Below are 26,300 nucleotides of genomic sequence, written 5' to 3' on the forward strand. Positions count from 1 at the left end.
TGCAGGCGAGCCCCTGAACCACTCGGGCACACGGCCGTGTTCGTGGGACGAACGTACGGGGCCGGCGGCGAGTGGCTCAAGGGGATCGGGCGGGCTGCAACGGGACTGCCATGCGGCGTTCACGAAGGGGCCGGGGGCGTACGACCAAGGGACCAGGGGAGGTCGGACTCCTGACAGGGGTCAATGCCGGTTGCGGGCCTTACCCTGACCGCATGAGTGCCCTCGAGTCCCGTGATCCCGCCGTCCTCGCCCCACCCGCCGAGCAGGACGGCGGCGTGCTGAGCCGCTCGTACCGGGCGCTCAGCATCGGCATCGTCTCCGTCGTGCTGCTCATCGCGTTCGAGGCGACCGCCGTCGGCACGGCGATGCCCGTCGCGGCGCGGGAACTGGACGGGCTGGCGCTGTACGCGTTCGCCTTCTCCGGGTACTTCACGACCAGCCTGTTCGGGATGGTGCTCGCCGGACAGTGGTCCGACCGGCGGGGCCCGCTGGGGGCGCTCACCGCCGGCATCGGTGCCTTCGCGGCGGGCCTCGTCGTCGCCGGGACCGCACAGGTCATGTGGGTGTTCATCCTCGGGCGGGCGGTACAGGGACTGGGCGGCGGACTGGTCATCGTGGCGTTGTACGTCGTCGTCGGCCGGGCCTACCCGGAGCGGCTGCGGCCCGCGATCATGGCGGCGTTCGCGGCCGGCTGGGTCGTACCGTCCATCGTCGGCCCCCTCGCCTCCGGCGCCGTCACCGAGCACCTCGGCTGGCGCTGGGTCTTCCTCGGCATCCCGGCCCTCGTCGTCTTCCCGCTCGCCCTCGCCCTGCCGCAGATACGGCGGCGGGCCTCGGGCCCGGTGGACGAGGAGACCGGCGCCGGCACCTTCGACCGGCGGCGGATCCGGCTCGCCCTCGCGATCTCCCTCGGCGCCGGGCTGCTCCAGTACGCCGCCCAGGACCTGCGCCCCCTCTCCCTTCTCCCGGGGCTGGCCGGTGCCGCGCTGCTCGTGCCCGCCGTCCTCGGACTGCTGCCGCCCGGCACCTACCGGGCCGCCCGCGGTCTGCCCTCCGTCGTGCTGCTGCGTGGGCTGTCCGCCGGTTCCTTCATCGCCGCCGAGTCCTTCGTGCCGCTGATGCTGGTCACCCAGCGCGGGATGTCGCCCACCCTCGCCGGGTTCTCGCTGGCGGCGGGCGGCGGCACCTGGGCGCTGGGGTCGTTCGTGCAGTCCCGGCCGCGCGTGGCGCCGTACCGGGAACGGCTGATGACCACGGGCATGCTGCTGGTCGCCGCCGCGATCGTCACCGCGCCGAGCGTGCTCGTGCACTCCGTGCCGGTGTGGACCGTCGCCGTGGCCTGGGGCGTCGGCTGCTTCGGGATGGGGCTGGTGCTCTCCTCCACCAGCGTGTTGCTGCTGCAGTTGTCCGCCCCCGAGGAGGCCGGTACCAACTCGGCCGCCCTCCAGATCTCCGACGCGCTCTCCAACGTCGTCCTGCTGGCGGCGGCCGGCGCCGCCTTCGCGGCTCTGGGCGGCGGCAGCACGGCGGCCGGCACCGCCGCCACGGCCGACGGCAGCCGTCCCGCCGCCTATGCCGCCGTCTTCCTGCCGATGGCGGTGGTCGCGCTGGCGGGAGCCTGGGTGACGCGGCGACTGCGCCGGCCGTGAGGACGCCGGAGCGAGGCCGCGGTGCTGGCGGGACGGCGGCGGCTGCTGTGACGTGGGTCCCACCCGCGGGCGACCCGGGGTCGTTCGCGGGTTGACCGCGGGACTGCGCCGGTAGGGTGGCCCGGTTGTCATACGTAGCCGAGCCGCCCGACCCTGATCCACGGAGACCGTGACTACCACCGCCGCTTCCTCCGCTCACTCCCACCACCTCTCGCCCGCGTTCCCGGGCCGTGCCCCCTGGGGTACCGCCAGCAAGCTGCGTGCCTGGCAGCAGGGGGCGATGGAGAAGTACATCCAGGAACAGCCGCGTGACTTCCTCGCCGTCGCCACGCCCGGCGCCGGCAAGACGACCTTCGCGCTGACGCTGGCCTCCTGGCTGCTGCACCACCATGTCGTGCAGCAGGTGACGGTGGTCGCGCCCACCGAGCACCTGAAGAAGCAGTGGGCGGAAGCGGCCGCCCGGATAGGGATCAAGCTGGATCCCGAGTACAGCGCGGGACCGCTCGGCAGGGAGTACGACGGGGTCGCCGTGACGTACGCCGGTGTCGGTGTACGGCCCATGCTGCACCGCAACCGCGTGGAGCAGCGCAAGACCCTCGTGATCCTGGACGAGATCCACCACGCCGGTGACTCCAAGTCCTGGGGCGAGGCGTGTCTGGAGGCCTTCGAGCCGGCGACGCGGCGGCTGGCGCTGACCGGTACGCCGTTCCGGTCCGACACCAACCCCATCCCCTTCGTGACGTACGAGGAGGACAACGCCGGCATCCGCCGCTCCGCCGCCGACTACACGTACGGCTACGGGTCCGCGCTCGGCGACGGCGTCGTCCGGCCCGTCATCTTCCTCTCCTACAGCGGCAACATGCGCTGGCGCACCAAGGCCGGTGACGAGATCGCCGCCCGGCTCGGCGAGCCGATGACCAAGGACGCGGTCAGCCAGGCCTGGCGTACGGCCCTCGACCCGCGCGGCGAGTGGATGCCGAGCGTGCTGCGCGCAGCCGACCAGCGGCTGACCGAGGTCAGGAAGGCCATCCCGGACGCGGGTGCGCTCGTCATCGCCTCCGACCAGGATTCCGCGCGCGCGTACGCCAAGCTGATCCGGGAGATCACGGGGACGAAGGCGACGCTCGTGCTCTCCGACGACGCCGGTGCGTCGAAGAAGATCGACGAGTTCAGTGACAGCGACGACCGGTGGATGGTCGCCGTGCGGATGGTGTCCGAGGGCGTCGACGTGCCGCGGCTCGCGGTCGGCGTCTACGCGACCACCATTTCGACCCCGCTGTTCTTCGCGCAGGCCGTCGGGCGTTTCGTGCGGTCCCGGCGGCGCGGCGAGACCGCGTCGGTGTTCCTGCCGACCGTGCCCGATCTGCTGACCTTCGCCAACGAGATGGAGGTGGAGCGGGACCACGCCCTCGACAAGCCGAAGAAGGAGGGCGAGGAGGACCCGTACGCCGAATCCGAGAAGGAGATGGAGGAGGCGAACCAGCAGCAGGACGAGGACACCGGTGAGCAGGACATGCTGCCCTTCGAGGCGCTGGAGTCCGACGCCGTGTTCGACCGGGTGCTTTACGACGGCGCCGAGTTCGGCATGCAGGCCCACCCCGGGAGCGAGGAGGAGCAGGACTACCTGGGGATTCCGGGGCTGCTGGAGCCCGAGCAGGTGCAGTTGCTGCTGCAGAAGCGGCAGGCTCGGCAGATCGCGCACAGCCGGAAGAAGCCGGACAGTGAGGCGGACCTGCTGGAGCTGCCGGCCGAGCGGCGGCCGGTGGTCACGCACAAGGAGCTGATGGAGCTGCGGAAGCAGCTGAACACGTTGGTCAGCGCGTACGTGCATCAGAGCGGTAAGCCGCACGGGGTGATCCACACCGAGCTGCGGCGGCTGTGCGGGGGGCCGCCGAGTGCGGAGGCCACGGCGGGGCAGTTGCGGCAGCGGATCGACAAGGTGCGGGAGTGGGCCACGCGCATGCGGTGACCCCGCCTGTGCCCACCCACCCACCGACTCGGCCGGTCGACAGGCGCCCCCCACGGGGCTTCGCCCCGGACCCCGACGACGGCTTCGCCCCGGCCCGGGCGTGACTGCGGCTTCGCTCCGGGCCAACGGAAAGTCGGGCTGTTCGCTTTGGTTCGGGTGTTTGTTCGGTGTGCGTATCCGGACGAATGGAGGCAGGCCGGATCTGGCCTTGCCCGGATTCTGGACGAAGACTTCCGCTCAGCGAACCGGCTTCGCTACTGTCCCGCTACGCACACGCCCCGTGGCAGCGCCGCCGCGGAGCGCAGCCGTGAAGCGACTAGGCCCGCAGCCGCCGGGCCGTTCTGCCGATCGGCGGCCTCTGAAGCGCGTCGCCGACGGGACTCGGTGACGCATCGCCGCTCGGGGTCCGCCGACCTCACCACCAAAGGAGTGGGCGTCGTGACCGCGGAGACCTCTCAGACGCTCGACCGGGGACTGCGTGTCCTCAAACTGCTGGCCGACACGGACCACGGGCTGACCGTCACCGAGTTGTCCACCAAACTGGGTGTGAACCGGACCGTGGTGTACCGGTTGCTGGCCACGCTGGAGCAGCACGCGCTCGTACGCCGGGACCTGGGCGGCCGGGCCCGCGTCGGACTCGGGGTGCTGCGGCTCGGGCGGCAGGTGCATCCGCTGGTACGGGAGGCTGCGCTGCCCGCGCTGCGGTCGCTGGCCGAGGACATAGGGGCGACGGCACACCTGACGCTCGTCGACGGGAGCGAGGCGCTGGCCGTTGCGGTGGTGGAGCCGACGTGGACCGACTATCACGTGGCCTACCGGGCCGGGTTCCGGCATCCGCTGGACCGGGGCGCGGCGGGCAAGGCGATCCTCGCCGCGCGGCAGTCGCCGTCCGCCGATCCCGGGTTCACGCTGACGCACGGTGAGCTGGAGGCCGGCGCGAGCGGGGCTGCCGCCCCGTTGGTCGGGGTCACCGGGGTCGAGGGCAGCGTGGGTGTGGTGATGCTGGCGGACGCGGTGCCGGAGCGGGTGGGGGCGCGCGTGGTCGAGGCGGCACGAGAGGTCGCGGAAGCCCTCCGCTGACCCAGACGCCCGGCACGCCCACGACAGTGAGCGGCCGGGCAGCGCCCCGAAGGGTCGCGGGGAACTGCGCGACCAGCCACCCCCGACCCGCACCCGGCCACGCCGCGCCGTCCACGACAGTAAGCCCCCGAAGGGGCGCGGGGAACTGCGCGCCCGGCCACCCCCGACCCGCACCCGGCAACGGCGTCACGTCACCACCTGCTCGCCCGCCCGGCCATCCCCGACCGCACCCGGCAACGGCGTCACGTCACCACCCCCCTTGGCCGCCCAGCCAACCCCATCCCCCACTCTTTGGCCGATCGGCACACCCCCTCGGTCTTCCCGGTTGCGCATCATCAAAGGCACGCCCGGATGCTCGCCGGACTACAGCGTCCGCGGCCTCCACGGTCCGCCGTGCCCGGTGCGTCAGTTCGCCGTACGCCCAGCCCGAGGAAGACCACCGGTATGGCCCCTCTCGATCTCACCGCCGACGTCGTCAGCCTGACCCGGGCCCTCGTCGACCTGCCCTCCGAGAGCGGGCAGGAGGGTCGTATCGCGGACGCCGTCGAAGAGGCCCTCGGTGCCCTGGCCCACCTCACCGTGGACCGCGTCGGCAACTCCGTCATCGCCCGCACCGACCTCGGCCGGCCCGAACGCGTGTTGCTGGCGGGGCACTTGGACACCGTGCCGGCCGCCGGGAACCTGCCCTCCCGGCTCGCCGGCGGCCGGGTGTACGGGCTCGGTGCCTGTGACATGAAAGGCGGGGTCGCGGTCGGCCTGCGCCTCGCCGCGACCCTGCCGGAGACCGCCCGTGACGTCACCTACGTGTTCTACGAGTGCGAGGAGGTCGAGGGGGAGCGCAACGGGCTGGGGCGGATCGCCGCCGCCCGGCCGGGGCTGCTGGAGGAGGCCGGCCTCGCCGTCCTCATGGAACCGTCCGACGCCGGTGTCGAGGCCGGCTGTCAGGGCATCCTCACCGCGGACATCGTGATCGAGGGCGCCCGCGCGCACACCGCCCGCGCCTGGCAGGGCGTCAACGCCGCGCACAGGGCGGGACGGGTGCTGCAGCGGCTCGACGCGCACGTCCCGGAGCGGGTCGTGGTCGACGGCCTGGAGTACCGGGAGGGGCTCGGCGCCGTCGCCGTACGCGCCGGGGTCGCCGGGAACGTCGTGCCCGACGAGTGTGTCGTGACCGTCAACTGCCGCTTCGCCCCCAGCCGTTCGGCCGCGGAGGCGGAGGCGTACGTGCGCGGGCTCTTCCCGGAGTACGAGGTCCGGGTCACCGAGGTCGTCGCCGGTGCGCTGCCCCACCTGGACCGGGTCGGCGGCCTCGTCGCGGCGCTGGGCGCCGAGCCGCGCCCCAAGCTCGGGTGGACGGACGTGGCGCGGTTCGCGGCGTTGGGTGTGCCCGCCCTCAACTACGGTCCCGGTGATCCCTCGCTGGCGCACACGGCGGGCGAGTACGTGCCCGTCGGCCATCTCGGACGGTGTGAGGCCGGGCTCAGGGCGTGGCTCCGCTGAGCCCTGCCAGCACCCGCAGCTGGAGCCAGAGCACCAGGCTCTCGTCGGGGTCGTCCAGGTCGATCCCGGTGTGCTGCTGGACCTGCCGGAGACGGTAGCGGCAGGTGTTGGGGTGCACGGCCAGCAGCCTGGCCGCGCCCGCCATGTCACAGCCCGCGTCGAACCAGCACACCAGCGTGCGGGCGTACTCGGTGCCGTGCCGGGCGTCGTACGCCAGCACCCGCCGCCAGCCGCCCGCGCTCAACTCCCGCCGCTCGGACATCACCTCGGACAGGCGCAGCAGGGTCACCCGGGCCCGGACCTCGTCCACCTCGGCCACCGGCAGGTCCGCGTCCAGCACGCGCAGCACCAGGTCCGCGTCCGCCCGGGAGTCCGCGAGCCCCTCCGCGCCCGGCACCATCTCGCCCAGCGCCGCCCGCACCGGCACCCGCAGCGCGAGTCCCGCCCGGCCCACGATGTCCTCGGCGAGCCCGCGGTGCCGCTCGCCGGGGCCGGGCAGCACCGCGTACACGACTCCGTCCACCAGCACGCACGCGTGCCGGCCGTACCGGGCCTCGCACTGCAGGCGTACGACGTCCAGCAGGCGCAGCGCGGTGCGTTCGGCGTCCGGGACGCTCGCGGCGGAGCCCGGCACGAAGGCCGCCACCCGGGCGGGACCGCCGACACCCAGGCGCGCGGCGGCCGTCGCGGCGTCATCGGCCGTGCCGTCCAGCAGCCGGTGCAGCAGCTCGCTGCCCCGGTGCCGGACCAGCTCCCGCGCGGCACGCGCCCGCAGGAGCAGCAGCGCGGCGGTGGAGGCACCCTGGGCGAGGGTGTCCTCGGCGTCCGGGACGAGCGAGCCGCCGTCGACGACCCAGATCGAGCCGAGGGTCTCCCCGCCGGCCCGTACCGCCGTCGCCAGCCGGGGCAGGTCCGCATCGGTCAGGGCGGGCAGCCGCACCGGCCGGTCGGCCGCGAACATGCGCCGGTACTGCTCGGTGTTCATGGCGCTGACCGGCACCTGCCGGCCGAGGATGCCCTGCCGGCGGTCCTCGTCCACCGGCTGGCCGGGGACCGTGGAGTAGGCGAGGATCCGCTGCCGGGCGTCCTCGATCGCGGTGGCCCCGCCGGTCGCCGTGGCGATCGCGTCGGCCAGCGCGAACAGGTCGCCCAGCCCGGTGTCGGCGCCCGCGGCGGGCCGGGCGGCGATGGCCGAGGCCAGCAGCAGATGGACGTGGTGCCAGGCCGCGTCCTCGGCGACCGACAGCAGGGCCACGCCGTGCGCCTCCGCCTGGGCGGCCGGGGCGCCCTCGCCCCGCACCACCACCCCGGTCAGCCCGGCCTGCGCCGCCGCCCGCAGCAGCGGCCCCGCCTCCGCCGCCCGCACCCCGACCGCCAGCAGCAGCGCCCCGGGCATCCGGGGCAACGGGTCCCGGCCGTCGTACAGCACCGCCTCGGTGACCGGCGCCGCGGGGCCGGCCGGGGCCGCGTGCACGCGCAGGGCGGGACCGCCGACGACGTCCAGGAGGTCGCCGAGGGTGCAGGTGTCCATGAGTGCCCCCAGTCGGTGGTTGGCGGATGGTGCAACGAACCTTGGCATCCGTTGGCCGGATGCACAACACGTATGCCCGCGGGGCCTCACAGACTCGTGCCATGGCAGCAGGAACGACGACCGACCGGGTCACCGTACGTACCGTCCACGACGTCGCGGGGCTCGCGGCCGTCGCCGACCACTTCAGCGACGTCTGGCGCACCCCCCGCTCCGCACCGCCGTACCCGGCCGAGGTGCTGCACAGCCTGGTGCACGCCGGCGGCGCGGTGCACGCGGTCTACTCCGGCCGGCGGCTGGCCGGAGCCGCGGTGGCCGTCCTCGGCGCGGAGCACAGTACGTACTCGCTGGTGGCCGCCGCCGAGCGGGGACTCGGGCATCCACTGAAGCTGGCCCAGCGGGACTGGGCCGCCGGCCTCGGCGCCCGCACCATGCGCTGGACCTTCGATCCGCTGGTCGGCCGCAACGCCCGCTTCAACCTGGACAAGCTCGGCGCCGCCGGCACCGACTACCTGGTCGATTTCTACGGCCCCATGACCGACGGCGTGAACGACGGCGACGAGAGCGACCGGCTGGCGGTGACCTGGGACCTGACGGCGCCGGCCGCGCCGTACAGCGCCGCACCTCAGGGGCCCGTGGTGTGCAGCGCGCCCGACGGCGGGCCCCTCGCCCGGCGCCACGGCCGGCACCTGTGGTGCCGGGTCCCGCAGGACGTCGTCGCGCTGCGCGCCGCCGACCCGGCGCTGGCGCTGCGCTGGCGGCGGGAGGTGCGCCACGTGTTCCTGGACGCCTTCCTGGAGGACTTCCGGGTCACCGGGATGTCCCGCGACGGCTGGTACACCCTGCACCGGACGGAGGAGGCCGCGTGAAGCTGGAGCGCGTGGAGATCGTGCACGTGGCGATCCCCCTGGTCACCCCGTTCCGTACGTCCTTCGGGACCATGACGGCCAAGGACACCTTCCTGCTGCACGTCGTGACGGACGAGGCCGAGGGCTGGTCGGAGTTCGCGGCAGACCCCGAACCGCTGTACTGCCCGGAGTTCGTCGCCGGCGCCGAGATCGTGCTGCGCGACTTCCTGCTGCCGCGCGCGGCAGCGCTGCCGCGGCTCACCACGGCCGCGCTCGGCCCGGCGGTGGCGAAGATCAAGGGGCACGAGCTGGCGAAGGCGGCCCTGGAGACGGCCGTGCTGGACGCCGAGCTGCGGGCGCACGGCATGTCGCTCGCGACGTACCTCGGCGCCGTGCACGACCGGGTCCCCGCCGGGGTCTCGATCGGGATCAGGAACTCGGTCGCCGAACTGCTGGACGACGTCGAGCGCCATCTCGACGAGGGGTACGTGCGCATCAAGCTGAAGATCGAACCCGGCTGGGACGTCGAGCCGGTACGGGCCGTCCGTGAGCGCTTCGGCGACGACCTCCCCCTCCAGGTCGACGCCAACACCGCCTACACCCTCGCCGACGCCGAGCACCTGCGGCACCTGGACGCGTTCGGACTGCTCCTGATCGAGGAGCCGCTGGAGGAGAACAACCTGCACGCGCACGCCCGGCTCCAGCAGCGCCTGGCCACCCCCGTCTGCCTGGACGAGTCCCTGCACCATGCCCGCGACACCGCCGCCGCGATCGCCATGGACGCCTGCCGGGTGGTGAACGTCAAGCCCGCCCGGGTCGGCGGCTACCTGGAGGCCCGCCGGGTCCACGACGTGGCCCACGCCCACGGGGTGCCGGTGTGGTGCGGCGGCATGCTGGAGACCGGTGTCGGCCGGGCCCCGAACCTGGCGCTCGCGGCCCTGCCCGGCTGCACCCTCCCCGGGGACACCTCCGCCTCCGCCCGGTACTTCGCCGAGGACATCACCGAGCCGTTCGTCCTGCAGGACGGCCACCTCCCGGTGCCGGCCGGGCCCGGCATCGGCGTCGAGCCCCTGCCGGAGGCCCTGCGCCGGTTCACGCGGGAGCGGCGGGACCTGTACGCGGCATAAGGGCACCACCGGTGGTCACGTTAGATTGATGACGTGCTCTCTCGTCTCACGCGTCCCCAGGCCGTAGCCGTCTGCGCGGTGCCCGTCGTGGCCCTGCTGGCCACCGCGGCGCTCGCGCCGCTGCCGTTCTCGGTGGCCCAGCCCGGAACGACGGCGAACGTGCTCGGCGCCGACAAGGGCACCCAGGTGATCACCGTCTCCGGGGCGCCGGTCCGCAGGACCAGCGGCCAGCTGCGCATGGTCACGATCGTGGCCACCGGCCCGGAGGCCACGGTGACCCTCGGTGACGTCGTCGGCAACTGGTTCCGCAGCGACCGGGCCGTCATGCCGCGCGACGCGGTCTACCCCAGCGGCGACGACGTCAAGGAGATCGAGAAGTACAACCTGGCCCAGATGGACGAGTCCCAGCACAACGCCACCCAGGCGGCGCTGAAGTACCTCGGGCTCAGCGCCGGCAAGGTCAAGGTCGATCTGAAGCTCGCCGACGTCGGGGGTCCCAGTGCGGGACTGCTGTTCACCCTCGGCATCATCGACAAGCTGGACGGCGACGGCAGCGGCGGCGACCTCACTGGGGGCCGCACCATCGCCGGTACGGGCACCATCGACCCCTCCGGCAAGGTCGGCGCGGTCGGCGGGGTGGCCTTGAAGACGCAGGCCGCGCGCCGGGACGGGGCCACCGTGTTCCTGGTCCCGAAGGCGGAGTGCGCGGACGCCCAGTCGGAACTGCCCAAGGGCCTGCGGCTGGTGCCGGTGACCACCGTGAAGAGCGCGGTCGACGCCCTGGTGGCGCTGGAGAAGGGCAAGGGGCCGGTGCCGAGCTGCTGAGGCCGGCCTACTTCACGAAGCCCTCCTGCTTCATCCAGTCCAGCGCCACCTGGTGCGGGTCCTCGCCGTCGACGTCCACCTCGGCGTTGAGGGTCTGCGCGACCGTGTTGTCCAGCTTCCTGGTGACGGGCTCGATCACGCTCGCGATGGCCGGCCACCGCCGGAGCACCTCGGTGTTGACCACGGGCGTCGCGTTGTAGTTGGGGAAGAACTTCTTGTCGTCCTCCATCAGCACCAGGTGCATCGACTTGATGCGGCCGTCGGTGGTGAACACCTCCCCGTAGGTGCAACTGCCCTTGGCCACCTGGGTGTAGATGATCCCGGTGTCCATCTGTGTGACGTTCCGGGCCGGCAGGCTCATGCCGTACGCCTTCTCCAGGCCGGGCAGCCCGTCGGCCCGGTTCGCGAACTCGCCCTCCACGCACAGGGTGACGGCGCCCGGGTCCTTCTTCGACAGCTCGGCGACCTCGGACAGCGTCCGCGTGCGGTACTTCCGGAAGCCGGCCCGGTTCATGGCGAGGGCGTAGGTGTTGTCGAGCCGCGACGGCGGCAGCCAGGTCAGCCCGTTCTTCCGGTCGGCGTCCCGCACGGCCCGCCACTGCTCCTGCGGATCGGGAATGGGCCTGCTGTTGCCCAGATAGGTGATCCAGCCGGTGCCCGTGTACTCGAACAGGGCGTCCGCGTCACCCTTCCTGACCGCCTCCCGGGACCCGATGGAGCCCTGGATCCCGGTCCGGTCGAGGACGTCCGCGCCGGCCGCCTGCAAGGCGATCCCCATGATCGCGCCGAGGATCAGCTGCTCGGTGAACTCCTTGGAGGTAACCGTGAGGTGGGCGCCCTTCAACGGCAGACCCTGCCCGATCGTGCCCGGTCCGACGTCGTCGACCATGGGGGAGCCGCTGGTCAGCCCGCAGCCGGACGGTACGACGAGCAGCCCGGCCAGCAGCAGGCGGGTACGGCGCCTGCGCCGTGCCGAGGAGGCCCGGCGGGCCGGGGCGCCTGTCATGTGTCCACCTCCAGGCCACGCGGCCGCAGCAGCACTTCCGCCAGCGAGGCCAGCCAGTCCACCAGCAGCGCCAGCGCCACGGTCAGGACCGAGCCGAGCACCAGCACCGGCATGCGCTGGGTGGTGATGCCGGTGGTGATCAGCGTGCCGAGGCCGCCGCCCCCGCCGAAGGTGGCCAGCGTCGCCGTACCGACGTTGAGGACCAGCGCCGTGCGGACGCCGGCGAGGATCAGCGGGACGGCGAGGGGGAGTTCGATCCGGCCGAGCACACCCAGCGGGGACATGCCGATGCCGCGGGCCGCCTCCAGCAGGAGCGGGTCGTTGGCCTTCAGACCGGTGATCGTGTTGGAGAGCACCGGGAGGACGGCGTAGACGACGATGCCGATCAGGGCCGCCTTCGTACCGGTGCCCAGCCAGATGACCAGCAGCGCCAGCAGGCCGATCGCCGGGGTCGCCTGGCCCATGTTGGCGACCGTCATGGCAGCCGGGGTGGCCCAGCGGAACGCCCGCCGGGTCAGGACGATACCCAGCGGGATGGCGATGATCAGCACGAAGAAGGTGGAGATCACCGTCAGCTGCACGTGCTGCCACAGCGCCTCGGAGACCTGGCCGCCCGACAGCGCGTTCGCGGAGATCGTGTCCAGCTGCGCCTGCCGGAACCACAGCCAGGTCGCGAGGAGCAGGGCGATCAGGAACGCGGGCAGCACGGTCAGCCGCTGCCAGGACAGCCGGCGTCCGGGCGGGCGCTGCGGCGGGGGCGGCGCCTCCTGCTCGGCCTCGCCCTCGTCACGGAAGGCGAGCCCCTTCACCTCGTGCTCGCCCTCCGGGCGCCGGGCGGTGCTCACGCCTTCTTCTCCCCGGCGTCGCCCTCCTGCTCGAAGTGGGTCTGCCGGGACCGGGCCTCCTCCAGCTCGTGCTGGTGCTCCATGGCCTCGAGCCGGTCGGCCTCCAGCAGCTCGTGCACGGAGTTCATCAGCGTCTCCATGTCGACCACCCCGATGAACTCGCCGCGCCGCCCGGTCACCGCGACCCGGCCGGCGTTGTCGGTGAGGACGGCCTCCAGCGCGTCCCGGAGGGTGGCGTCCCGGGTCACCGTGTCGTGCACCAGCGTGCCCGCGCGGGCGAGCGAGCCGCGGGCCCGCATCAGGTCGCCGCGCCGCAGCCACTTGTAGGGGCGGCGGCGCCGGTCGAGGAGCAGGATCTCGTTGGTGCCGCCGTCACGCAGGTACCCGAAGATCTGCTGGAGCGGGGTGTCCACGGTCACCGTCGGGTAGCCCCGCATCTCCACGTCCCGCACCCGGGTCAGGTTGAGCCGCTTCAGGGCCGCGCCGGCGCCCACGAAACCGGAGACGAAGTCGTCGGCGGGATTGGTGAGGATCGCCTCGGGGGTGTCGAACTGGGCGATGTGCGAGCGTTCGCGCAGCACCGCGATCCGGTCGCCCAGTTTGATCGCCTCGTCGAAGTCATGGGTGACGAACACGATCGTCTTGTGCAGTTCGCGCTGGAGCCGGATCAGCTCGTCCTGGAGGTGGTCGCGGGTGATCGGGTCGACCGCGCCGAACGGCTCGTCCATGAGCAGCACCGGCGGGTCGGCGGCGAGCGCCCGGGCCACGCCGACGCGCTGCTGCTGGCCGCCGGAGAGCTGACGCGGATAGCGGCCGTGGAACTCGCCGGGGTCGAGGCCGACCAGGTCCAGCATCTCCTCCACCCGCTGCCGGAGCCGGGACTTCGGCCACCCGGTCATCCTGGGCACGAGCGCGATGTTCTGGGCGACGGTCATGTGCGGGAAGAGCCCCGAGGACTGGATGGCGTACCCGACCTTGCGGCGCAGCTTCACCGGGTCGATGCCGGTGACGTCCTCACCGCCGATCCGGATGCGCCCGCCGGTCGGTTCGATCAGCCGGTTGATCATCTTGAGCGTGGTGGACTTCCCGCAGCCGGACGGGCCGACGAAGACGACCGTCTCGCCCGCCTTGATCTCCATGTTCACCCGGTCCACGGCCGGCTGCGCACTGCCCGGGTACCGCTTGGTCAGGCCCTCCAGCTCGATCGTGGCGCCGTGCGTGGCGGTGGGGGCCGGCTCAGCCACGGATCCCCCTCGGAATGGTCAGCCGTCCGATCAGCACGTACGCGGCGTCGAACAGCAGGGCGAGGATGACGATCCCGAGCGTGCCGGCGAGCACCTGGTTCAGTGCGTTCCTGCTGCCCAGGGAGGCGAGCCCGCGGAAGATCTCGTTGCCGAGTCCGGGGCCGGAGGCGTAGGCGGCGACCGCGGCGATGCCCATCAGCATCTGGGTGGAGACGCGGATGCCCGTCAGGATCGGCGGCCAGGCCAGCGGCAGCTCCACCCGCGCCAGCCGCATCGGGCCGGACATGCCGATCCCGCGGGCCGCGTCCACCAGTGCCGGGTCCACTCCGCGCAGGCCGACGATCGCGTTGCGCACGATCGGCAGCAGCCCGTACAGGGTCAGGGCGATCACCGTGGGCGGCACGCCCAGACCGACGACCGGGATGAGCAGACCGATGAACGCGAGCGAGGGGACGGTGAGGATGCTGGAGGTGGCGGTGGTGGCGAGATTGCCGGCCCATGCGGAGCGATAGGTGGCGATTCCGGTGAGCACACCGGTGACGGTCGCCAGGACCATGCACTGGAAGACCGCACTGGCGTGCTGGAAGGCGTCCGTGAGCAGCTGCTGGTGACGGCTGCCCAGGTACTCCCAGAAGCTCACCCGCGCTCACCCCCAGGTTCGGCTGCGTCCGGCGTCGGCTAGGTCCCTGCGCTGTCCGCGGCCGCCTGTTCCACCAGCGGGATGATCCGCAGCGGAACGGGGTTCTCCATGACGATCGTCGTGGAGGCCCGGACGATGCCATCAAAGCCGACGACCCGGTCGATCACCCGCTGGAGATCGGCGTTCGAGCGGGCCACCAGCCGGCACAGCATGTCGCCGCTGCCGGTGGTGGTCAGCAGCTCCAGCACCTCCGGCACGGTCGCCAAGTGGGCCCGCACGTCGGCCCCTTGACCCTGCCGGATCTGGAGCGTGGCGAAGGCGGTGACCGGGTAGCCGAGGGCCGCCGGGTCCACCTGGGGTCCGAAGCCGCGGATGACTCCGTTCGACTGAAGCCGGTCCAGCCGCGCCTGTACGGTCCCGCGCGCCACACCGAGCCGCCGGGACATCTCCAGCACCCCGATGCGCGGCTCCCGGGCGAGCAGCACGATGATGCGCCCGTCCAGATGATCGATCGCCATGAGACCCCCTGAGATGGTCACCCTGTACAGAAAGGCTGTCGATACGGCCGTATCACTGGTCACATTGCCCAGTGAATGTGGAAACTATTGCGCACCTTGCAGAGCAGAGCGAGTCTTCCGCTATGACGCAGACCACAGACCACACTCCCGACGCGACCGCCCGGCAGGCCGACCCCTTCCCGGTCAAGGGAATGGACGCGGTCGTCTTCGCCGTGGGCAACGCCAAGCAGGCGGCGCACTACTACTCCACCGCCTTCGGCATGCGACTGGTCGCCTACTCCGGACCGGAGAACGGCAGCCGCGAGACCGCGAGCTACGTGCTGGAGAACGGCTCCGCCCGCTTCGTCCTCACCTCGGTGATCAAGCCGGCCAGCACCTGGGGCCACTTCCTCGCAAAGCACGTCGCCGAGCACGGCGACGGCGTCATCGACCTGGCCATCGAGGTGCCGGACGCCCGCCGCGCGTACGCCTACGCGATCGAGCACGGCGCCCGCTCGGTCGCCGAGCCGTACGAGGTGAAGGACGAGCACGGCACGGTCGTCCTCGCCGCCATCGCCACCTACGGCGACACCCGCCACACCCTGGTCGACCGCTCCGGCTACGACGGCCCCTACCTCCCCGGCTACACCGCCGCGAAGCCGCTCGTCGAACCGCCCGCCCAGCGCACCTTCCAGGCCGTCGACCACTGCGTCGGCAACGTCGAACTCGGCCGGATGAACGAGTGGGTCGCGTTCTACAACAAGGTCATGGGCTTCACGAACATGAAGGAGTTCGTGGGCGACGACATCGCCACCGAGTACAGCGCGCTGATGTCGAAGGTCGTCGCGGACGGCACCCTGAAGGTGAAGTTCCCGATCAACGAGCCCGCGATCGCCAAGAAGAAGTCCCAGATCGACGAGTACCTGGAGTTCTACGGCGGCGCCGGTGTCCAGCACATCGCGCTCAACACCAACGACATCGTGCAGACGGTCCGCACGATGCGCGCGGCCGGTGTCGAGTTCCTGGACACCCCCGACTCGTACTACGACACCCTCGGCGAGTGGGTCGGCGACACGCGCGTGCCGATCGAGACCCTGCGCGAGCTGAAGATCCTGGCCGACCGCGACGAGGACGGCTACCTGCTGCAGATCTTCACCAAGCCGGTCCAGGACCGGCCGACGGTGTTCTTCGAACTCATCGAGCGGCACGGTTCGATGGGCTTCGGCAAGGGCAACTTCAAGGCACTGTTCGAGGCGATCGAACGCGAGCAGGCCAAGCGGGGCAACCTGTAACCGACGGTCCCCCCGCCGGACGCCCAGGGGGGACCGTGGAGCAGCGCATCGACCTCGCCGCACCGGCCGTCCGCTGGCTGCGGCAGCTGGACACCCTGCGCGAACCCACGGTCCTCCAGTCCTTCGCCTTCGACGAGGTCCACCACCACCTCTACGTCCTGCAGCTCGTCCGGGGCGGCCGGGACGCCGGCGACCTGTGCCTCAACCGCCTGGACCACGCGGGCAGACGCCTCGGCCACATGTACCTGAAGGGCTTCGGGCACGGCGTGAGCATGGGCGTCCAGCACGACGCCGACGGCACGGTGTGGATCTGGACCGAGGCGGACGCCGCGGGCGGATACGGCCGGGGCGTCACCCGCTTCCGGTTCGCCGGCGGCGCCACCCGCACACCGCGGGACGTCCGGGTCCGCCACCCGATAGCCGGCTCACACGCCAACCAGCCCGGCATCTGCCCGGCCACCGGACGCATCGCCGTCCGCCACCGGACGGGTGGCACCCCGCGCTACCGCGTCTGGGACCTGGCCGCGTTCACCGCCCGCGAGTACGGCTCCCCGCTCGCCGACTTCCCGCAGACCGGTGCCCACCCCGACCCGGACGTCCCCTTCCAGGGGTTCGCCCTGCACGGCGACCATCTCTACCAGCTCGCCGGATCCGCCTACGACCCGCGGACCAACCCGCCCGCCGGCCACGGCAACACGTACCTGTCCTGTCTGGACATCCGCACCGGCGAACTCATCGCCCGCCACCGCACGCAAGCGGCACGCTCCCTCGACCTCCGGGAACCGGAGGGCCTCGCCGTCCGCCACACCGGCACCCCGCGCCTGTACGTGGGCTTCGCGTCCGGGCGGGCGGGGGCACGGAAGTTCTCGATCTACTACAAGTGACCCTCACCCGCCCCGAGAGGGCCCCGGCCGTTCCGAACGGTGATCGGCCGCCCCGACGGCCCCGACGGCCTCGGCGACTGCGATTGGGCCGGGGCCGCTCCGAACGGTCCCCGGCCGCTACAAGTGGTCCTCGGGCAGCTCGTCCTCCGGCGGTTCGCCCAGCGCCCGCAGTGCCGCCCGCGCCGCCGGTACCCGCAGCGGCGAGAAGTACGGGTTGATCCGCAGCGCCTCCTGGAGATGCCGCCGCGCGGGGCCGTCCTGCTCCAGCTCCGCCTCGATCACACCCCGGTGGAACGCGTACAGCGCGCTGCGCACCCCGCCGCCCTTCGCCTTGTCCGTCGCGACGGACGCGTAGGTCAGCGCCTCCTGGTCCTCCCCGGCCCGGTGCAGCGCCCAGCCCAGCGCGTCGGCCACCTCGATGCCCGGCTGGCGCTGCCACTCCTCCCGCAACCGCTCCACACCGTCCACCGGCTCCCCGTGGTCCGCCTCGAACCGGCCGATCAGCAGCTCCTCGTCGACCCCGGCCGCCACCTGCCGCCGCACCTCGGCCTTCATCCGGGTGTACTGCTCCTCGGCGAGCTGTTCCTGCCCCAGCGACTCGTACAGCTCGCCCAGCTCCATGAGGTCCGCCGGGTCCGGCTGCTTCGCCAGTGCGGTCCGGTACGCGGCCAGCGCCTCCGTCGTGCGCCCCAGCGCGGCCAGCGTCCGCGCCCGCCCGGCCGGCGCCGCCCGCTGGTCGGGGTCGAGGCGTACCGCGGCCTCGAAGTGCCGCAGCGCCTCCGGCAGGTCACCTCGGTCCCAGGCCAGTTGGCCGACCCCGGTCAGCCAGGCGGCCTGCTCGGCCGGAGTGCGGGCGGCGGCCGCCGCGTCCGTCAGCTGGGCCACCGCGTCCTCGCGCCAGCCCCGGTCCTGGTACACCGCCGCGGCCCGCGCCATCACGGCCGGCCGCGCCGCCGCGTCGGTGCGCAGCCCCATCAGCTTGTCCAGTGTGGAGCGGGCGTTCTTGTAGTCGCCCAGCCCGGTGTAGGCGTCGATCAGCGGCGCGTACGCCGTCCACCGCTTCGGCGCCGCCTTCAGTGCCTGCTCGCCGTACTGTTTCGCCGCCGGAAAGTCCCGGCGGGCGAGCGCCAGCGCGGTCAGGCCGTCCAGCGCCTCGGTGTTCCGTTCCCCGCGCACGTCCAGCGAGGTGCGCAGCGCCCGGTCGGCCCGCGGATAGTCGGTCGCGTCGCCGGTGCGGCGCCCGCGCTCCACGTATGCCGAACCCAGCACCGCCCACGCGCGGGCGTCCCGCGGCTGGGCCCGCACCCGCTGCTCCTGCCGTCCGATGAGCGTCGTGAGGCCCGGCAGGCCGGCCGGTACCCCGTACGTCACCGCCGTCAGCGTCTGCGGCTGTGCCCGCGGACCCGGGGCGGGTGGCGGGGCCAGGCGTTCCTGCCGCTCCTGCGGCAGCAGCATCAGCACCGCGCCGGCGACGACTCCGCCCGCCAGCGCGCTGACCAGCACCCGGCGCAGCAGCCGCCGGCGCTGCCGCGGGGCGGGCGGCTCGGGGAGCAGCGACGCACCCGGCGCCCGGAGTCGGTTGTCCATGGGGCTCACTGTGCGTCAATACGACGAGCACATCCGGGTGGCCCAAGGGCGGCGCGGGCGGGGTTCACACCGATGGCCGCGAGTGCGAACCTGTGATCATGAGCCGTATCGAAGCGCCGCGCGACGAGGCAGCAGGCAACCTCACCGACCGGCTCCTGGCCGGCCTGCCGGCCGAGGCCGTCCTGACCGACCCCGACGTCACCGCCTCCTACGCCAATGACATGGCGAGCTTCTGCCCGGCGGGCGCCCCCGCCGTCGTCGTGCTGCCCCGCACGGTCGGACAGGTGCAGCACGTCATGCGCACCGCCACCGAACTGCGGGTGCCGGTGGTCCCGCAGGGCGCCCGCACCGGTCTGTCCGGCGGCGCCAACGCCAGCGACGGCTGCATCGTGCTGTCCCTGACCCGGATGGACCGCATCCTGGAGATCAGCCCCGTCGACCGGATCGCCGTGGTCGAACCGGGCGTCGTCAACGCGGCCCTCTCCCGCGCCGTCGAGGAGCACGGCCTGTACTACCCGCCGGACCCCTCCAGCTGGGAGACCTGCACCATCGGCGGCAACATCGGCACGGCCTCCGGCGGCCTGTGCTGCGTCAAGTACGGCGTGACCGCCGAGTACGTGCTCGGCCTGGACGTCGTACTCGCCGACGGCCGCCTGATGTCCACCGGCCGCCGCACGGCCAAGGGCGTCGCGGGCTACGACCTCACCCGGCTCTTCGTGGGCTCCGAGGGCTCGCTCGGCATCGTGGTCCGGGCGGTGCTGGCGCTGAAGCCCAAGCCGCCGCAGCAGCTGGTCGTGGCCGCCGAGTTCGCCTCCGCTGCCGCCGCCTGCGACGCCGTCTGCCGCATCATGGCGGGGGGACACGTCCCCTCCCTCCTCGAACTGATGGACCGTACGACCGTCAAGGCCGTCAACGACCTCGCCCGCATGGGTCTGCCGGAGACCACCGAGGCGCTGCTGCTGGCCGCCTTCGACACCCCGGACCCCGCCGCCGACCTCGCCGCGGTCGGCGCCCTGTGCGAGGCGGCCGGTGCCACCCAGGTCGTGCCCGCCGAGGACGCCGCCGAGTCCGAACTGCTCCTCCAGGCCCGGCGGCTCTCGCTGACCGCGCTGGAGGCGGTCAAGGGCACGACGATGATCGACGACGTGTGCGTGCCCCGGTCGCAGCTCGGCGCCATGCTGGAGGGCGTCGAGCGGATCGCCGCCAAGTACGACCTCACCATCGGCCTGTGCGCGCACGCCGGGGACGGCAACACCCACCCCACGGTGTGCTTCGACGCGCACGACCCCGACGAGTCCCGGCGGGCCCGCGAGTCCTTCGACGAGATCATGGCCCTCGGCCTGGAACTCGGCGGCACCATCACCGGCGAACACGGTGTCGGCGTGCTGAAGAAGGAGTGGCTGGCCCGCGAGATCGGCCCGGTCGGGGTGGAGATGCAGCGGGCGGTGAAGCAGGTCTTCGACCCGCTGGGCATCCTCAACCCCGGCAAGCTCTTCTGAGTGCCCGGCCGGGGTCACCGGGCGAGCAGCTGGTCGAGCGCGTCGTCGATGCCCAGCTGCCCGCCCTCCGTCCCCGGCGGCACCAGACGCAGCGTGCGCTCCAGCCAGGCCGAGACCTGCGGCACCGGCGCCTCCAGCAGCGCGTCGCCCTCGGGTGAACTCAGCGCCATCAGTACGACGCCGTGCCCCTCGGCCTTGGCCGGCCACACCCGCACGTCCCCGTTCCCGCACGGCCGGAACACCCCCTCCACCAGCAGCTCGCGGGCGAACGTCCAGTCGACGGGGTGCTCGGAGTTGATGTGGAAGGAGATGTGGACGGCGTAGGGGTCGTCGGAGCGGTAGCCGAGCCGGGCCGGGACCGGGACGCTGCGCTCCGGCGACAGAATCAGCCTCAGCTCCAGTTCCCGCTCCACCACGGTGTGCTGCATGACCTGTGTCTCCCTTCGGTTCGGGGCCGCTCGGAACGGGCCCGCACGGGTGGAGAGCGGGCCGGGGCCGTGCCATTACGCGGGTTCGGGGATTTTCTTTTCGCGGGCCCGTGACACCGTGGTGCCGTGTTGCCCGGAAAGGGGCGGGTCCGGCGGGACTGGCGGTGGGGCATGCCCGCGTCTGATAGATGTGGAGGCCCCCATCCCACCCCCGAGCAGATACGGGACGACGGACATGAGCGCCCCAACCCCGGCCCCAGGTGACGACCGGCCCCGCGAGGGCTACTACCCGGACCCGTCCATCCCCGGTTACGTCCGGTACTGGAACGGCGCCTCCTGGGTGCCCGGCACCAGCCGCCCGGCGCCGCAGGACGGCGAGCCGCTCACCCCGCCCCCGGGCGTCCGGCCCGCGCCCCCGTCCGTGGAGGAGACGGGCCCCCACTTCTTCGACGAGGACCCGGCCGACCCGCTCCGGCAGGACCCTGCCGCCCAGCAGGGGCACCCCGGCCGGTCCGGCGAGTGGGCGCAGCAGGGCCGTTCCGCCCAGGCGGCCCAGGGCGGCCAGGGTGCGCAGTGGGCTCCGGCGGGCGGGGCCTGGCCGGCCGACCCCCGGGTGCCGGCGGACTCGCCGGGCCACTCCGAGGGCCGTGCCACCAGCCGCACCGACGGCACCGCGACGATCCCCCCGGCGGAGAGCGACGCCCCGGACCCCGGCACCTTCATCTTCCGGCGGCCGATCCCGGGCCCCGCGGCCCGCACCGACGACGGCACGATGACCTTCCGGCCGGTTCCGCCCGGGCCGTCCGGCGGGGGCGGCCCCTCCGGTGCCGAGGGCACTCCGCCCGGCGGGTCCGGCCCGGCCGGCTTCGGCGCGCAGGGACCGGTCGGCGCGCCCTCCCCGTCGTCCGCGGGTCCGTCGGCCGCCGCCCCGCCGTCCTCCGCCCCGGCCGGGAACCCCGGCTTCGGTGCCGGCAAGGCGGCCGCGGCCCGCGCCACCACGCCGGCTCCCCGGGCTCCCGAGGCACCGGCCGACGCTGCGGGGACGCCCCACGTACCGAAGCCCGCGCCGGCCCCGCACGGCGGACAGCCCTCACCGGCCGCCGCCACCCCGTCCGTGCCCCAGCAGGCGGGACCCCAGCAGGCGGGACCGCGGCCGGCCGGATTCCAGCAGCCGGGACTTCCGCAGCCGGGACTTCAGCAGCCGGGACTTCAGCAGGCCGGAGCCCAGCAGGCCGCTGCTTCCGCCACCCCCTTGACCAGCGGCCCCGGTGGCGGCCAGGCCTCGTGGGCGCAGCAGGTGCACCGGCTGGCCGGCGGCGGCGACGAGCAGCCGGTGGCGCCGTGGAAGCCACCGGTGGAGGACCCGTTCCAGGCCGCGGCACGCCGGCAGGCCGCCGCCAGGCCCGCCGGACTCGGCAGGCGGCTCGCGGCCCGGCTGATCGACGTGCTCGCCGTGGGCGCGCTGACCGCCGCCGCTGCCGTCCCGCTCGGCATCCGCGCCGTGGACCACGTCCAGGAGAAGATCGACGCGGCCCGGCTGTCCGGCCGCGAGGTCACCGTCTGGCTGCTCGACGGCACCACCGGCACCAGCCTCGGCATCGTCCTCGCCGTCCTGCTCCTGGCCGGCGTGCTCTGCGAGGTGCTGCCCACCGTCAAGTGGGGCCGGACCCTCGGCAAGAAGCTGTGCGGCCTGGAGGTCCGCGACATCGAGGCGCACGAGCCGCCGACGTTCGGCCCGGCGCTGCGCCGCTGGCTGGTGTTCAGCGTGCCGGGGCTGCTCGGCATCGGGCTCGTGGGCGTGCTGTGGTGCCTGTTCGACCGGCCCTGGCGTCAGTGCTGGCACGACAAGGCGGCCCACACGTTCGTCGCGGGCTGACGCCGGGCGCCGCGGCGCCGGGCTGACGCCGGGCGCTGCGGCGTACTCCGTACGGCCGCCCGCGGGATGCGGAACCGGGGTACCCGGGTTCCACTCGGGCCATGAGCAGCGAACCGCCCCCCGGCTCCGGAGAGCAGCCACCGGAGGACGACCCGTTCCGGAAGCGGCCCCCGTCGGAGCAGGGGCCGGGCTCGCCGTACGACACCCCGACCGGCGGCACCGAACCGCCCCCGACCGGCGGCACCGAACCGCCCCCGCCCGGCGGCACCGAACCGCCCCGGTACGGCGGCGGTCCGTACGGTGGCGGTGGCCCACCGGGCGGTTCGCCGTACGGTGATTCCCCGTACGGCGGGGGTCCCGGCGCCCCCTATCCGGGCGGCCCGTACGGGGCCGGCGGTCCCCAGGGCGGTGGTTATCCCGGTGACCCGCTGGCCGGCATGCCGCCGCTCGCCGACACCGGCCGGCGCATCGTCGCCCGGCTCATCGACCTGATCCTGGTCGGCATCGTCGCGTTCCTGGTCCTCGTGCCGCTGTGGCTGTCGGTGAGCGAATCCGACACCGACCTGGTCGTGACCGGGAAGGGCTTCGTGGTCACGGTGGTGAGCACGGTGCTCTACGTCGCCTACGACACCCTCACCACCGCCAAGTGGGGGCGGACGCTGGGCAAGAAGCTGCTGAGCCTGCGGGTGGCCAACCTGACCGACGGTTCCACCCCCACCGCGCGGACCTCGTTCGTGCGCGCCCTCGTGCTGTGGGGCCCGTCCGTCGTGCCCTGCTGCTTCTTCAGCCTGTGGTGGATCGTCTCGTCGGCCTGGAGCTTCTTCGACAAGCCGTACAAGCAAGGCATCCACGACAAGGCTGCCAGGACGGTCGTGGTCAGTACGGGTTGACCCCGTGCTCGAGCGGCGGGCCCGTCACGGTCACGGGCCCGCCGCTCACGCACGAGCCGTTCACAGGGTGGTGGGGACCCGTTCGTTCTCCTGGGCGGTCCCGGCCGGCGCCTCGGCCGCGCGTGGCTTCGGGACCGGCACCGTCATGGCCACCAGCAGCCCGAGTGCGAGTGCGGCGACGGCGATGACGGCGATCCCGGTGCCCGAACTCGTCTGGGACAGCAGCAGCATGGCGAGCGTCGAGAAGATCACGGTGCAGGAACCGTAGGCGAGCTGTGCGGCGGTCGGACGAGGCATGGCAATCGTGTCCTCGGCAGTCTTCGGGTGTGGGATGTGCCGTGGGGCTCTCTTGGCCTGCATGCCCGAGCGGGACGCCGGGTAAGCGTGACCTAACCCACCGTACCGGGTGCACGGGGGGCGCACGGAGTCACCGCCCCCTCAAGGGGGAGGGCTCCAGCGCCCGTTGAGGACGCGGCTACCTGTTCGTAAAACGAACGCCACCTCCGCATAGTGCACTTGTCCTGCTCAAGTCAAGGTCTGTCTTTTCTGCTAAACCTCTAGTCAAATGTCGTCACTTGATTACACGCGTTGATCGTGCGCGCACGGATCCTCCATGACCCGGAACCCCCTGTCCGTGTGCGCGGCGCGGGGGAGGAACTCAAGTGACCAGTAGATCCTGGACGTTCAGATCCGCGGCCATCGGTGTCGCGCTCGCGGCGGCCTCCGCCACGTTCGCCACCTTCGCCGTCGCGGAGGCGAGCCCCCAGTCCCGGTCCGCGGCCGTCAACCGGCACGACCCGGCCGGGGTGAAGCAGCAGAAGCACGACCTCGACGGCCCGCTGAGCAAGACGCAGGACGCCCAGCGCGAGGAGGCCCTGAACCAGCTCATAGCCGGCAAGGCCACCGCGCAGGACCGCAACGGCTCCAAGGTCGTCAAGCTCAAGAGCCGCAAGGGCGAGAGCAAGTACGTCGAGCTGAGCCGGGAGAAGACCGACAAGATCTTCACGATCCTGGTGGAGTTCGGGAACCAGACCGACCCGAAGTACGGGGGCACGGCCGGCCCGCTGCACAACAAGATAGCCAAGCCGGACCGCAAGAAGGACAACTCCACGGCCTGGCAGAAGGACTACGGCAAGAAGCACTACCAGGACCTCTACTTCGGGACCGGTAAGAAGACCGAGTCGCTGAAGAAGTACTACGAGAAGCAGTCCTCGGGCCGCTACTCGGTCTCCGGCGAGGTCACCGACTGGGTCAAGGTCCCGTACAACGAGGCGCGCTACGGCAACAACGCCTGCGGTCAGACCAACTGCCCGAGCGTGTGGAACGTCGTCAGCGACGGCCTCAGCTCCTGGGTCGCCCAGCAGAAGAAGGCCGGCAAGTCCGACGCCGACATCAAGAAGACCCTGGCCAAGTACGACCAGTGGGACCGTTACGACTTCGACGGCGACGGCAACTTCAACGAGCCCGACGGATACGTCGACCACTTCCAGATCGTGCACGCCGGTGAGGACGAGTCCGCGGGCGGCGGCGCCCAGGGCAAGGACGCGATCTGGGCCCACCGCTGGTACGCCTTCGGCACGGACGCCGGCGCCACCGGCCCCGAGAACAACAAGCTCGGTGGCACCCAGGTCGGCAACACCGGCGTCTGGGTCGGCGACTACACCATCCAGCCGGAGAACGGCGGCCTCGGCGTCTTCGCCCACGAGTACGGCCACGACCTCGGTCTGCCGGACGAGTACGACACCGCCGGCGGCGACAACTCCACCGGTTTCTGGACCCTGATGTCGTCCGGTTCCTGGCTCGGCACGGGCAAGGAGTCCATCGGCGACCTGCCCGGCGACATGAACGCCTGGGACAAGCTGCAGCTGGGCTGGCTGAACTACGACACCGCCAAGGCCGGCAAGCAGTCCACGCACAAGCTGGGCCCCGCCGAGTACAACACCTGGGACAAGCAGGCCCTCCTGGTGACCCTGCCGGACAAGGCCGTCACCACCACCATCACCCAGCCCGCCGAGGGCGCGAACCAGTGGTGGAGCGGCAGCGGCAACGACCTGAAGAACACGCTGACCCGCTCGGTCGACCTGACCGGCAAGTCGTCGGCGAAGCTGGACCTCGACGGCTGGTGGGCCACCGAGGAAGGCTACGACTACGTCTACACCGAGGTGTCGACGGACGGCGGCGCCAACTGGACCGCCCTGGACGGCACCGCGGACGGCCAGGCCATCCCGCGTGACGCCAGCGGCAAGCCGGCGCTGACCGGCTTCTCGCAGACGCACAAGAAGCTGTCGTTCCCGCTGGACGCCTACGCGGGCAAGAAGGTCGACCTGCGCTTCCGTTACGCCACCGACGGCGGTGTCGCGGAGAACGGCTTCACGGCCGACCAGATCACCGTGACCGCCGACGGCACCCCGGTCTTCTCGGACAACGCCGAGACGCCGGACGCCGCTTGGACCGCGAACGGCTTCTCCCGCATCGGCGCGTCCTTCACCAAGGACTACAAGCAGTACTACATCGCCGAGAACCGCCAGTACCAGTCGTACGACAAGACCCTCAAGGTCGGCCCGTACAACTTCGGTTTCGCCTCGCGCCCGGACTGGGTGGAGCACTACCCGTACCAGAACGGCCTGCTGATCTGGAAGTGGGACACCTCCCAGGCGGACGACAACACCAACGAGACCAACGGCCACCCGGGCACCGGTCTGATCCTGCCGGTCGACTCGCACTGGAAGGCGCTGAAGTGGGCCGACGGCACGCTGCTGCGCAACCGCGTCCAGGCGTACGACTCCCCGTTCAGCCTCTACGGCACGGACGGCATCACCCTGCACAAGGCCGACGTCGCGCTGAAGATCAAGGGCTCGAAGGGTGTCTCGGTCTTCAACGACCACACCAGCACCTACTACGACCCGTCGAACCCGACGGGCGGGGTGAAGGTCACTGACACCAACACCAAGATCACGATCGTCAAGGAGGCCAAGGACGGCTCGACGATCTCGCTCAAGGTCGGTCCCGCGGTCAAGTAGTTCTTAAAACCGCAGGTCAGAAGCGTATCGGCGGCAACCCCTTGGCGGGTTGCCGCCGATCGTGTT

The 26,300-nt window shown here is 72.4% G+C and carries 22 protein-coding genes; 13 read left to right on the forward strand and 9 right to left on the reverse strand.

What is annotated here, in order from left to right:
• Positions 1-212: 212 nt before the first annotated feature.
• From JK359_RS00005 to dapE, 4 genes are all read left to right on the forward strand, one after another.
• Positions 213-1,649, forward strand: coding sequence for an MFS transporter (locus tag JK359_RS00005; RefSeq protein ID WP_236677104.1), 1,437 nt, complete (start codon positions 213-215; stop codon positions 1,647-1,649).
• Positions 1,650-1,818: 169 nt separating this feature from the next.
• Positions 1,819-3,618, forward strand: coding sequence for a DEAD/DEAH box helicase (locus tag JK359_RS00010; protein ID WP_201830244.1), 1,800 nt, complete (start codon positions 1,819-1,821; stop codon positions 3,616-3,618).
• A gap of 438 nt (positions 3,619-4,056) precedes the next feature.
• Entirely contained in the window at positions 4,057-4,698 is a 642-nt protein-coding gene (locus tag JK359_RS00015) for an IclR family transcriptional regulator (protein WP_201830246.1), read from the forward strand.
• A gap of 444 nt (positions 4,699-5,142) precedes the next feature.
• Positions 5,143-6,198 carry a succinyl-diaminopimelate desuccinylase gene (gene dapE, locus JK359_RS00020; protein ID WP_201830251.1) on the forward strand — a complete coding sequence of 352 codons (1,056 nt, stop codon included), beginning with the start codon at positions 5,143-5,145 and terminating at the stop codon, positions 6,196-6,198.
• Here the strand turns inward: dapE and JK359_RS00025 are convergent.
• Positions 6,179-7,729 carry a PucR family transcriptional regulator gene (locus JK359_RS00025; protein ID WP_201830254.1) on the reverse strand — a complete coding sequence of 517 codons (1,551 nt, stop codon included), beginning with the start codon at positions 7,727-7,729 and terminating at the stop codon, positions 6,179-6,181. The genes dapE and JK359_RS00025 overlap by 20 nt on opposite strands.
• Before the next feature lie 101 nt (positions 7,730-7,830).
• Here JK359_RS00025 and JK359_RS00030 point away from each other — a divergent pair, with 101 nt between their 5' ends.
• Genes JK359_RS00030 through JK359_RS00040 form a run of 3 tightly spaced genes read left to right on the forward strand, consistent with a single transcriptional unit; the run spans position 7,831 to position 10,526 of the window.
• Positions 7,831-8,595 (forward strand): chorismate synthase, encoded by a 765-nt coding sequence (locus JK359_RS00030; RefSeq protein ID WP_201830256.1) that lies wholly within the window; start codon positions 7,831-7,833, stop codon positions 8,593-8,595.
• Positions 8,592-9,701, forward strand: coding sequence for an o-succinylbenzoate synthase (gene menC / locus JK359_RS00035; RefSeq protein ID WP_201830264.1), 1,110 nt, complete (start codon positions 8,592-8,594; stop codon positions 9,699-9,701). Before JK359_RS00030 ends, menC begins: the two co-directional genes overlap by 4 nt.
• A 33-nt stretch (positions 9,702-9,734) precedes the next feature.
• Positions 9,735-10,526: a S16 family serine protease gene (locus JK359_RS00040; protein ID WP_201830266.1), complete on the forward strand. Its 792-nt coding sequence runs from the start codon at positions 9,735-9,737 to the stop codon at positions 10,524-10,526.
• A gap of 7 nt (positions 10,527-10,533) precedes the next feature.
• On the opposite strand, the gene JK359_RS00045 is transcribed toward JK359_RS00040, so the two are convergent.
• Genes JK359_RS00045 through JK359_RS00065 form a run of 5 tightly spaced genes read right to left on the reverse strand, consistent with a single transcriptional unit; the run spans position 10,534 to position 14,779 of the window.
• A complete protein-coding gene (locus tag JK359_RS00045; protein WP_201830268.1) occupies positions 10,534-11,532 on the reverse strand; it encodes a glycine betaine ABC transporter substrate-binding protein in 999 nt (332 codons plus the stop codon).
• The gene (locus JK359_RS00050; protein ID WP_201830269.1) at positions 11,529-12,377 is read right to left on the reverse strand and encodes an ABC transporter permease; all 849 of its coding nucleotides are present in this window, start codon (positions 12,375-12,377) and stop codon (positions 11,529-11,531) included. The genes JK359_RS00045 and JK359_RS00050 overlap by 4 nt, the downstream gene beginning before the upstream one ends.
• Positions 12,374-13,621, reverse strand: coding sequence for a betaine/proline/choline family ABC transporter ATP-binding protein (locus tag JK359_RS00055; RefSeq protein WP_201830271.1), 1,248 nt, complete (start codon positions 13,619-13,621; stop codon positions 12,374-12,376). The genes JK359_RS00050 and JK359_RS00055 overlap by 4 nt, the downstream gene beginning before the upstream one ends.
• The gene (locus JK359_RS00060; RefSeq protein ID WP_201830272.1) at positions 13,614-14,261 is read right to left on the reverse strand and encodes an ABC transporter permease; all 648 of its coding nucleotides are present in this window, start codon (positions 14,259-14,261) and stop codon (positions 13,614-13,616) included. The genes JK359_RS00055 and JK359_RS00060 overlap by 8 nt, the downstream gene beginning before the upstream one ends.
• Before the next feature lie 38 nt (positions 14,262-14,299).
• Positions 14,300-14,779, reverse strand: coding sequence for an Lrp/AsnC family transcriptional regulator (locus JK359_RS00065; RefSeq protein WP_201830273.1), 480 nt, complete (start codon positions 14,777-14,779; stop codon positions 14,300-14,302).
• A gap of 122 nt (positions 14,780-14,901) precedes the next feature.
• On the opposite strand from JK359_RS00065, the gene hppD reads away from it, so the two are divergent.
• Positions 14,902-16,050, forward strand: coding sequence for a 4-hydroxyphenylpyruvate dioxygenase (gene hppD, locus JK359_RS00070; protein WP_201830274.1), 1,149 nt, complete (start codon positions 14,902-14,904; stop codon positions 16,048-16,050).
• Between the two features lie 35 nt (positions 16,051-16,085).
• Positions 16,086-16,934 (forward strand): phage baseplate protein, encoded by an 849-nt coding sequence (locus JK359_RS00075; RefSeq protein ID WP_201830276.1) that lies wholly within the window; start codon positions 16,086-16,088, stop codon positions 16,932-16,934.
• Positions 16,935-17,051: 117 nt separating this feature from the next.
• Here the strand turns inward: JK359_RS00075 and JK359_RS00080 are convergent, their stop codons facing one another.
• Positions 17,052-18,521: a tetratricopeptide repeat protein gene (locus JK359_RS00080; protein ID WP_201830277.1), complete on the reverse strand. Its 1,470-nt coding sequence runs from the start codon at positions 18,519-18,521 to the stop codon at positions 17,052-17,054.
• Positions 18,522-18,613: 92 nt separating this feature from the next.
• Here JK359_RS00080 and JK359_RS00085 point away from each other — a divergent pair, with 92 nt between their 5' ends.
• Positions 18,614-20,020: an FAD-binding oxidoreductase gene (locus JK359_RS00085; protein ID WP_201830283.1), complete on the forward strand. Its 1,407-nt coding sequence runs from the start codon at positions 18,614-18,616 to the stop codon at positions 20,018-20,020.
• Between the two features lie 14 nt (positions 20,021-20,034).
• Here JK359_RS00085 and JK359_RS00090 read toward each other — a convergent pair whose 3' ends face one another.
• Complete coding sequence (locus JK359_RS00090) at positions 20,035-20,448, reverse strand: SsgA family sporulation/cell division regulator (protein WP_201830285.1); 414 nt, start codon at positions 20,446-20,448, stop codon at positions 20,035-20,037.
• 235 nt (positions 20,449-20,683) lie between these two features.
• On the opposite strand from JK359_RS00090, the gene JK359_RS00095 reads away from it, so the two are divergent.
• The gene (locus JK359_RS00095) at positions 20,684-22,324 is read left to right on the forward strand and encodes an RDD family protein (RefSeq protein ID WP_201830287.1); all 1,641 of its coding nucleotides are present in this window, start codon (positions 20,684-20,686) and stop codon (positions 22,322-22,324) included.
• A 101-nt stretch (positions 22,325-22,425) separates the two neighbouring features.
• Positions 22,426-23,214, forward strand: coding sequence for an RDD family protein (locus JK359_RS00100; protein WP_201830289.1), 789 nt, complete (start codon positions 22,426-22,428; stop codon positions 23,212-23,214).
• A gap of 60 nt (positions 23,215-23,274) precedes the next feature.
• Here JK359_RS00100 and JK359_RS00105 read toward each other — a convergent pair whose 3' ends face one another.
• On the reverse strand, positions 23,275-23,511 hold the full coding sequence (locus JK359_RS00105) for a hypothetical protein (RefSeq protein WP_201830291.1): 237 nt from the start codon (positions 23,509-23,511) through the stop codon (positions 23,275-23,277).
• Positions 23,512-23,876: 365 nt separating this feature from the next.
• On the opposite strand from JK359_RS00105, the gene JK359_RS00110 reads away from it, so the two are divergent.
• A complete protein-coding gene (locus tag JK359_RS00110) occupies positions 23,877-26,234 on the forward strand; it encodes an immune inhibitor A domain-containing protein (RefSeq protein ID WP_201830292.1) in 2,358 nt (785 codons plus the stop codon).
• Positions 26,235-26,300: the final 66 nt, after the last annotated feature.

The sequence above is a fragment of the Streptomyces actinomycinicus genome (assembly GCF_016741775.1).
GTDB classification, from domain to species: domain Bacteria; phylum Actinomycetota; class Actinomycetes; order Streptomycetales; family Streptomycetaceae; genus Streptomyces; species Streptomyces actinomycinicus.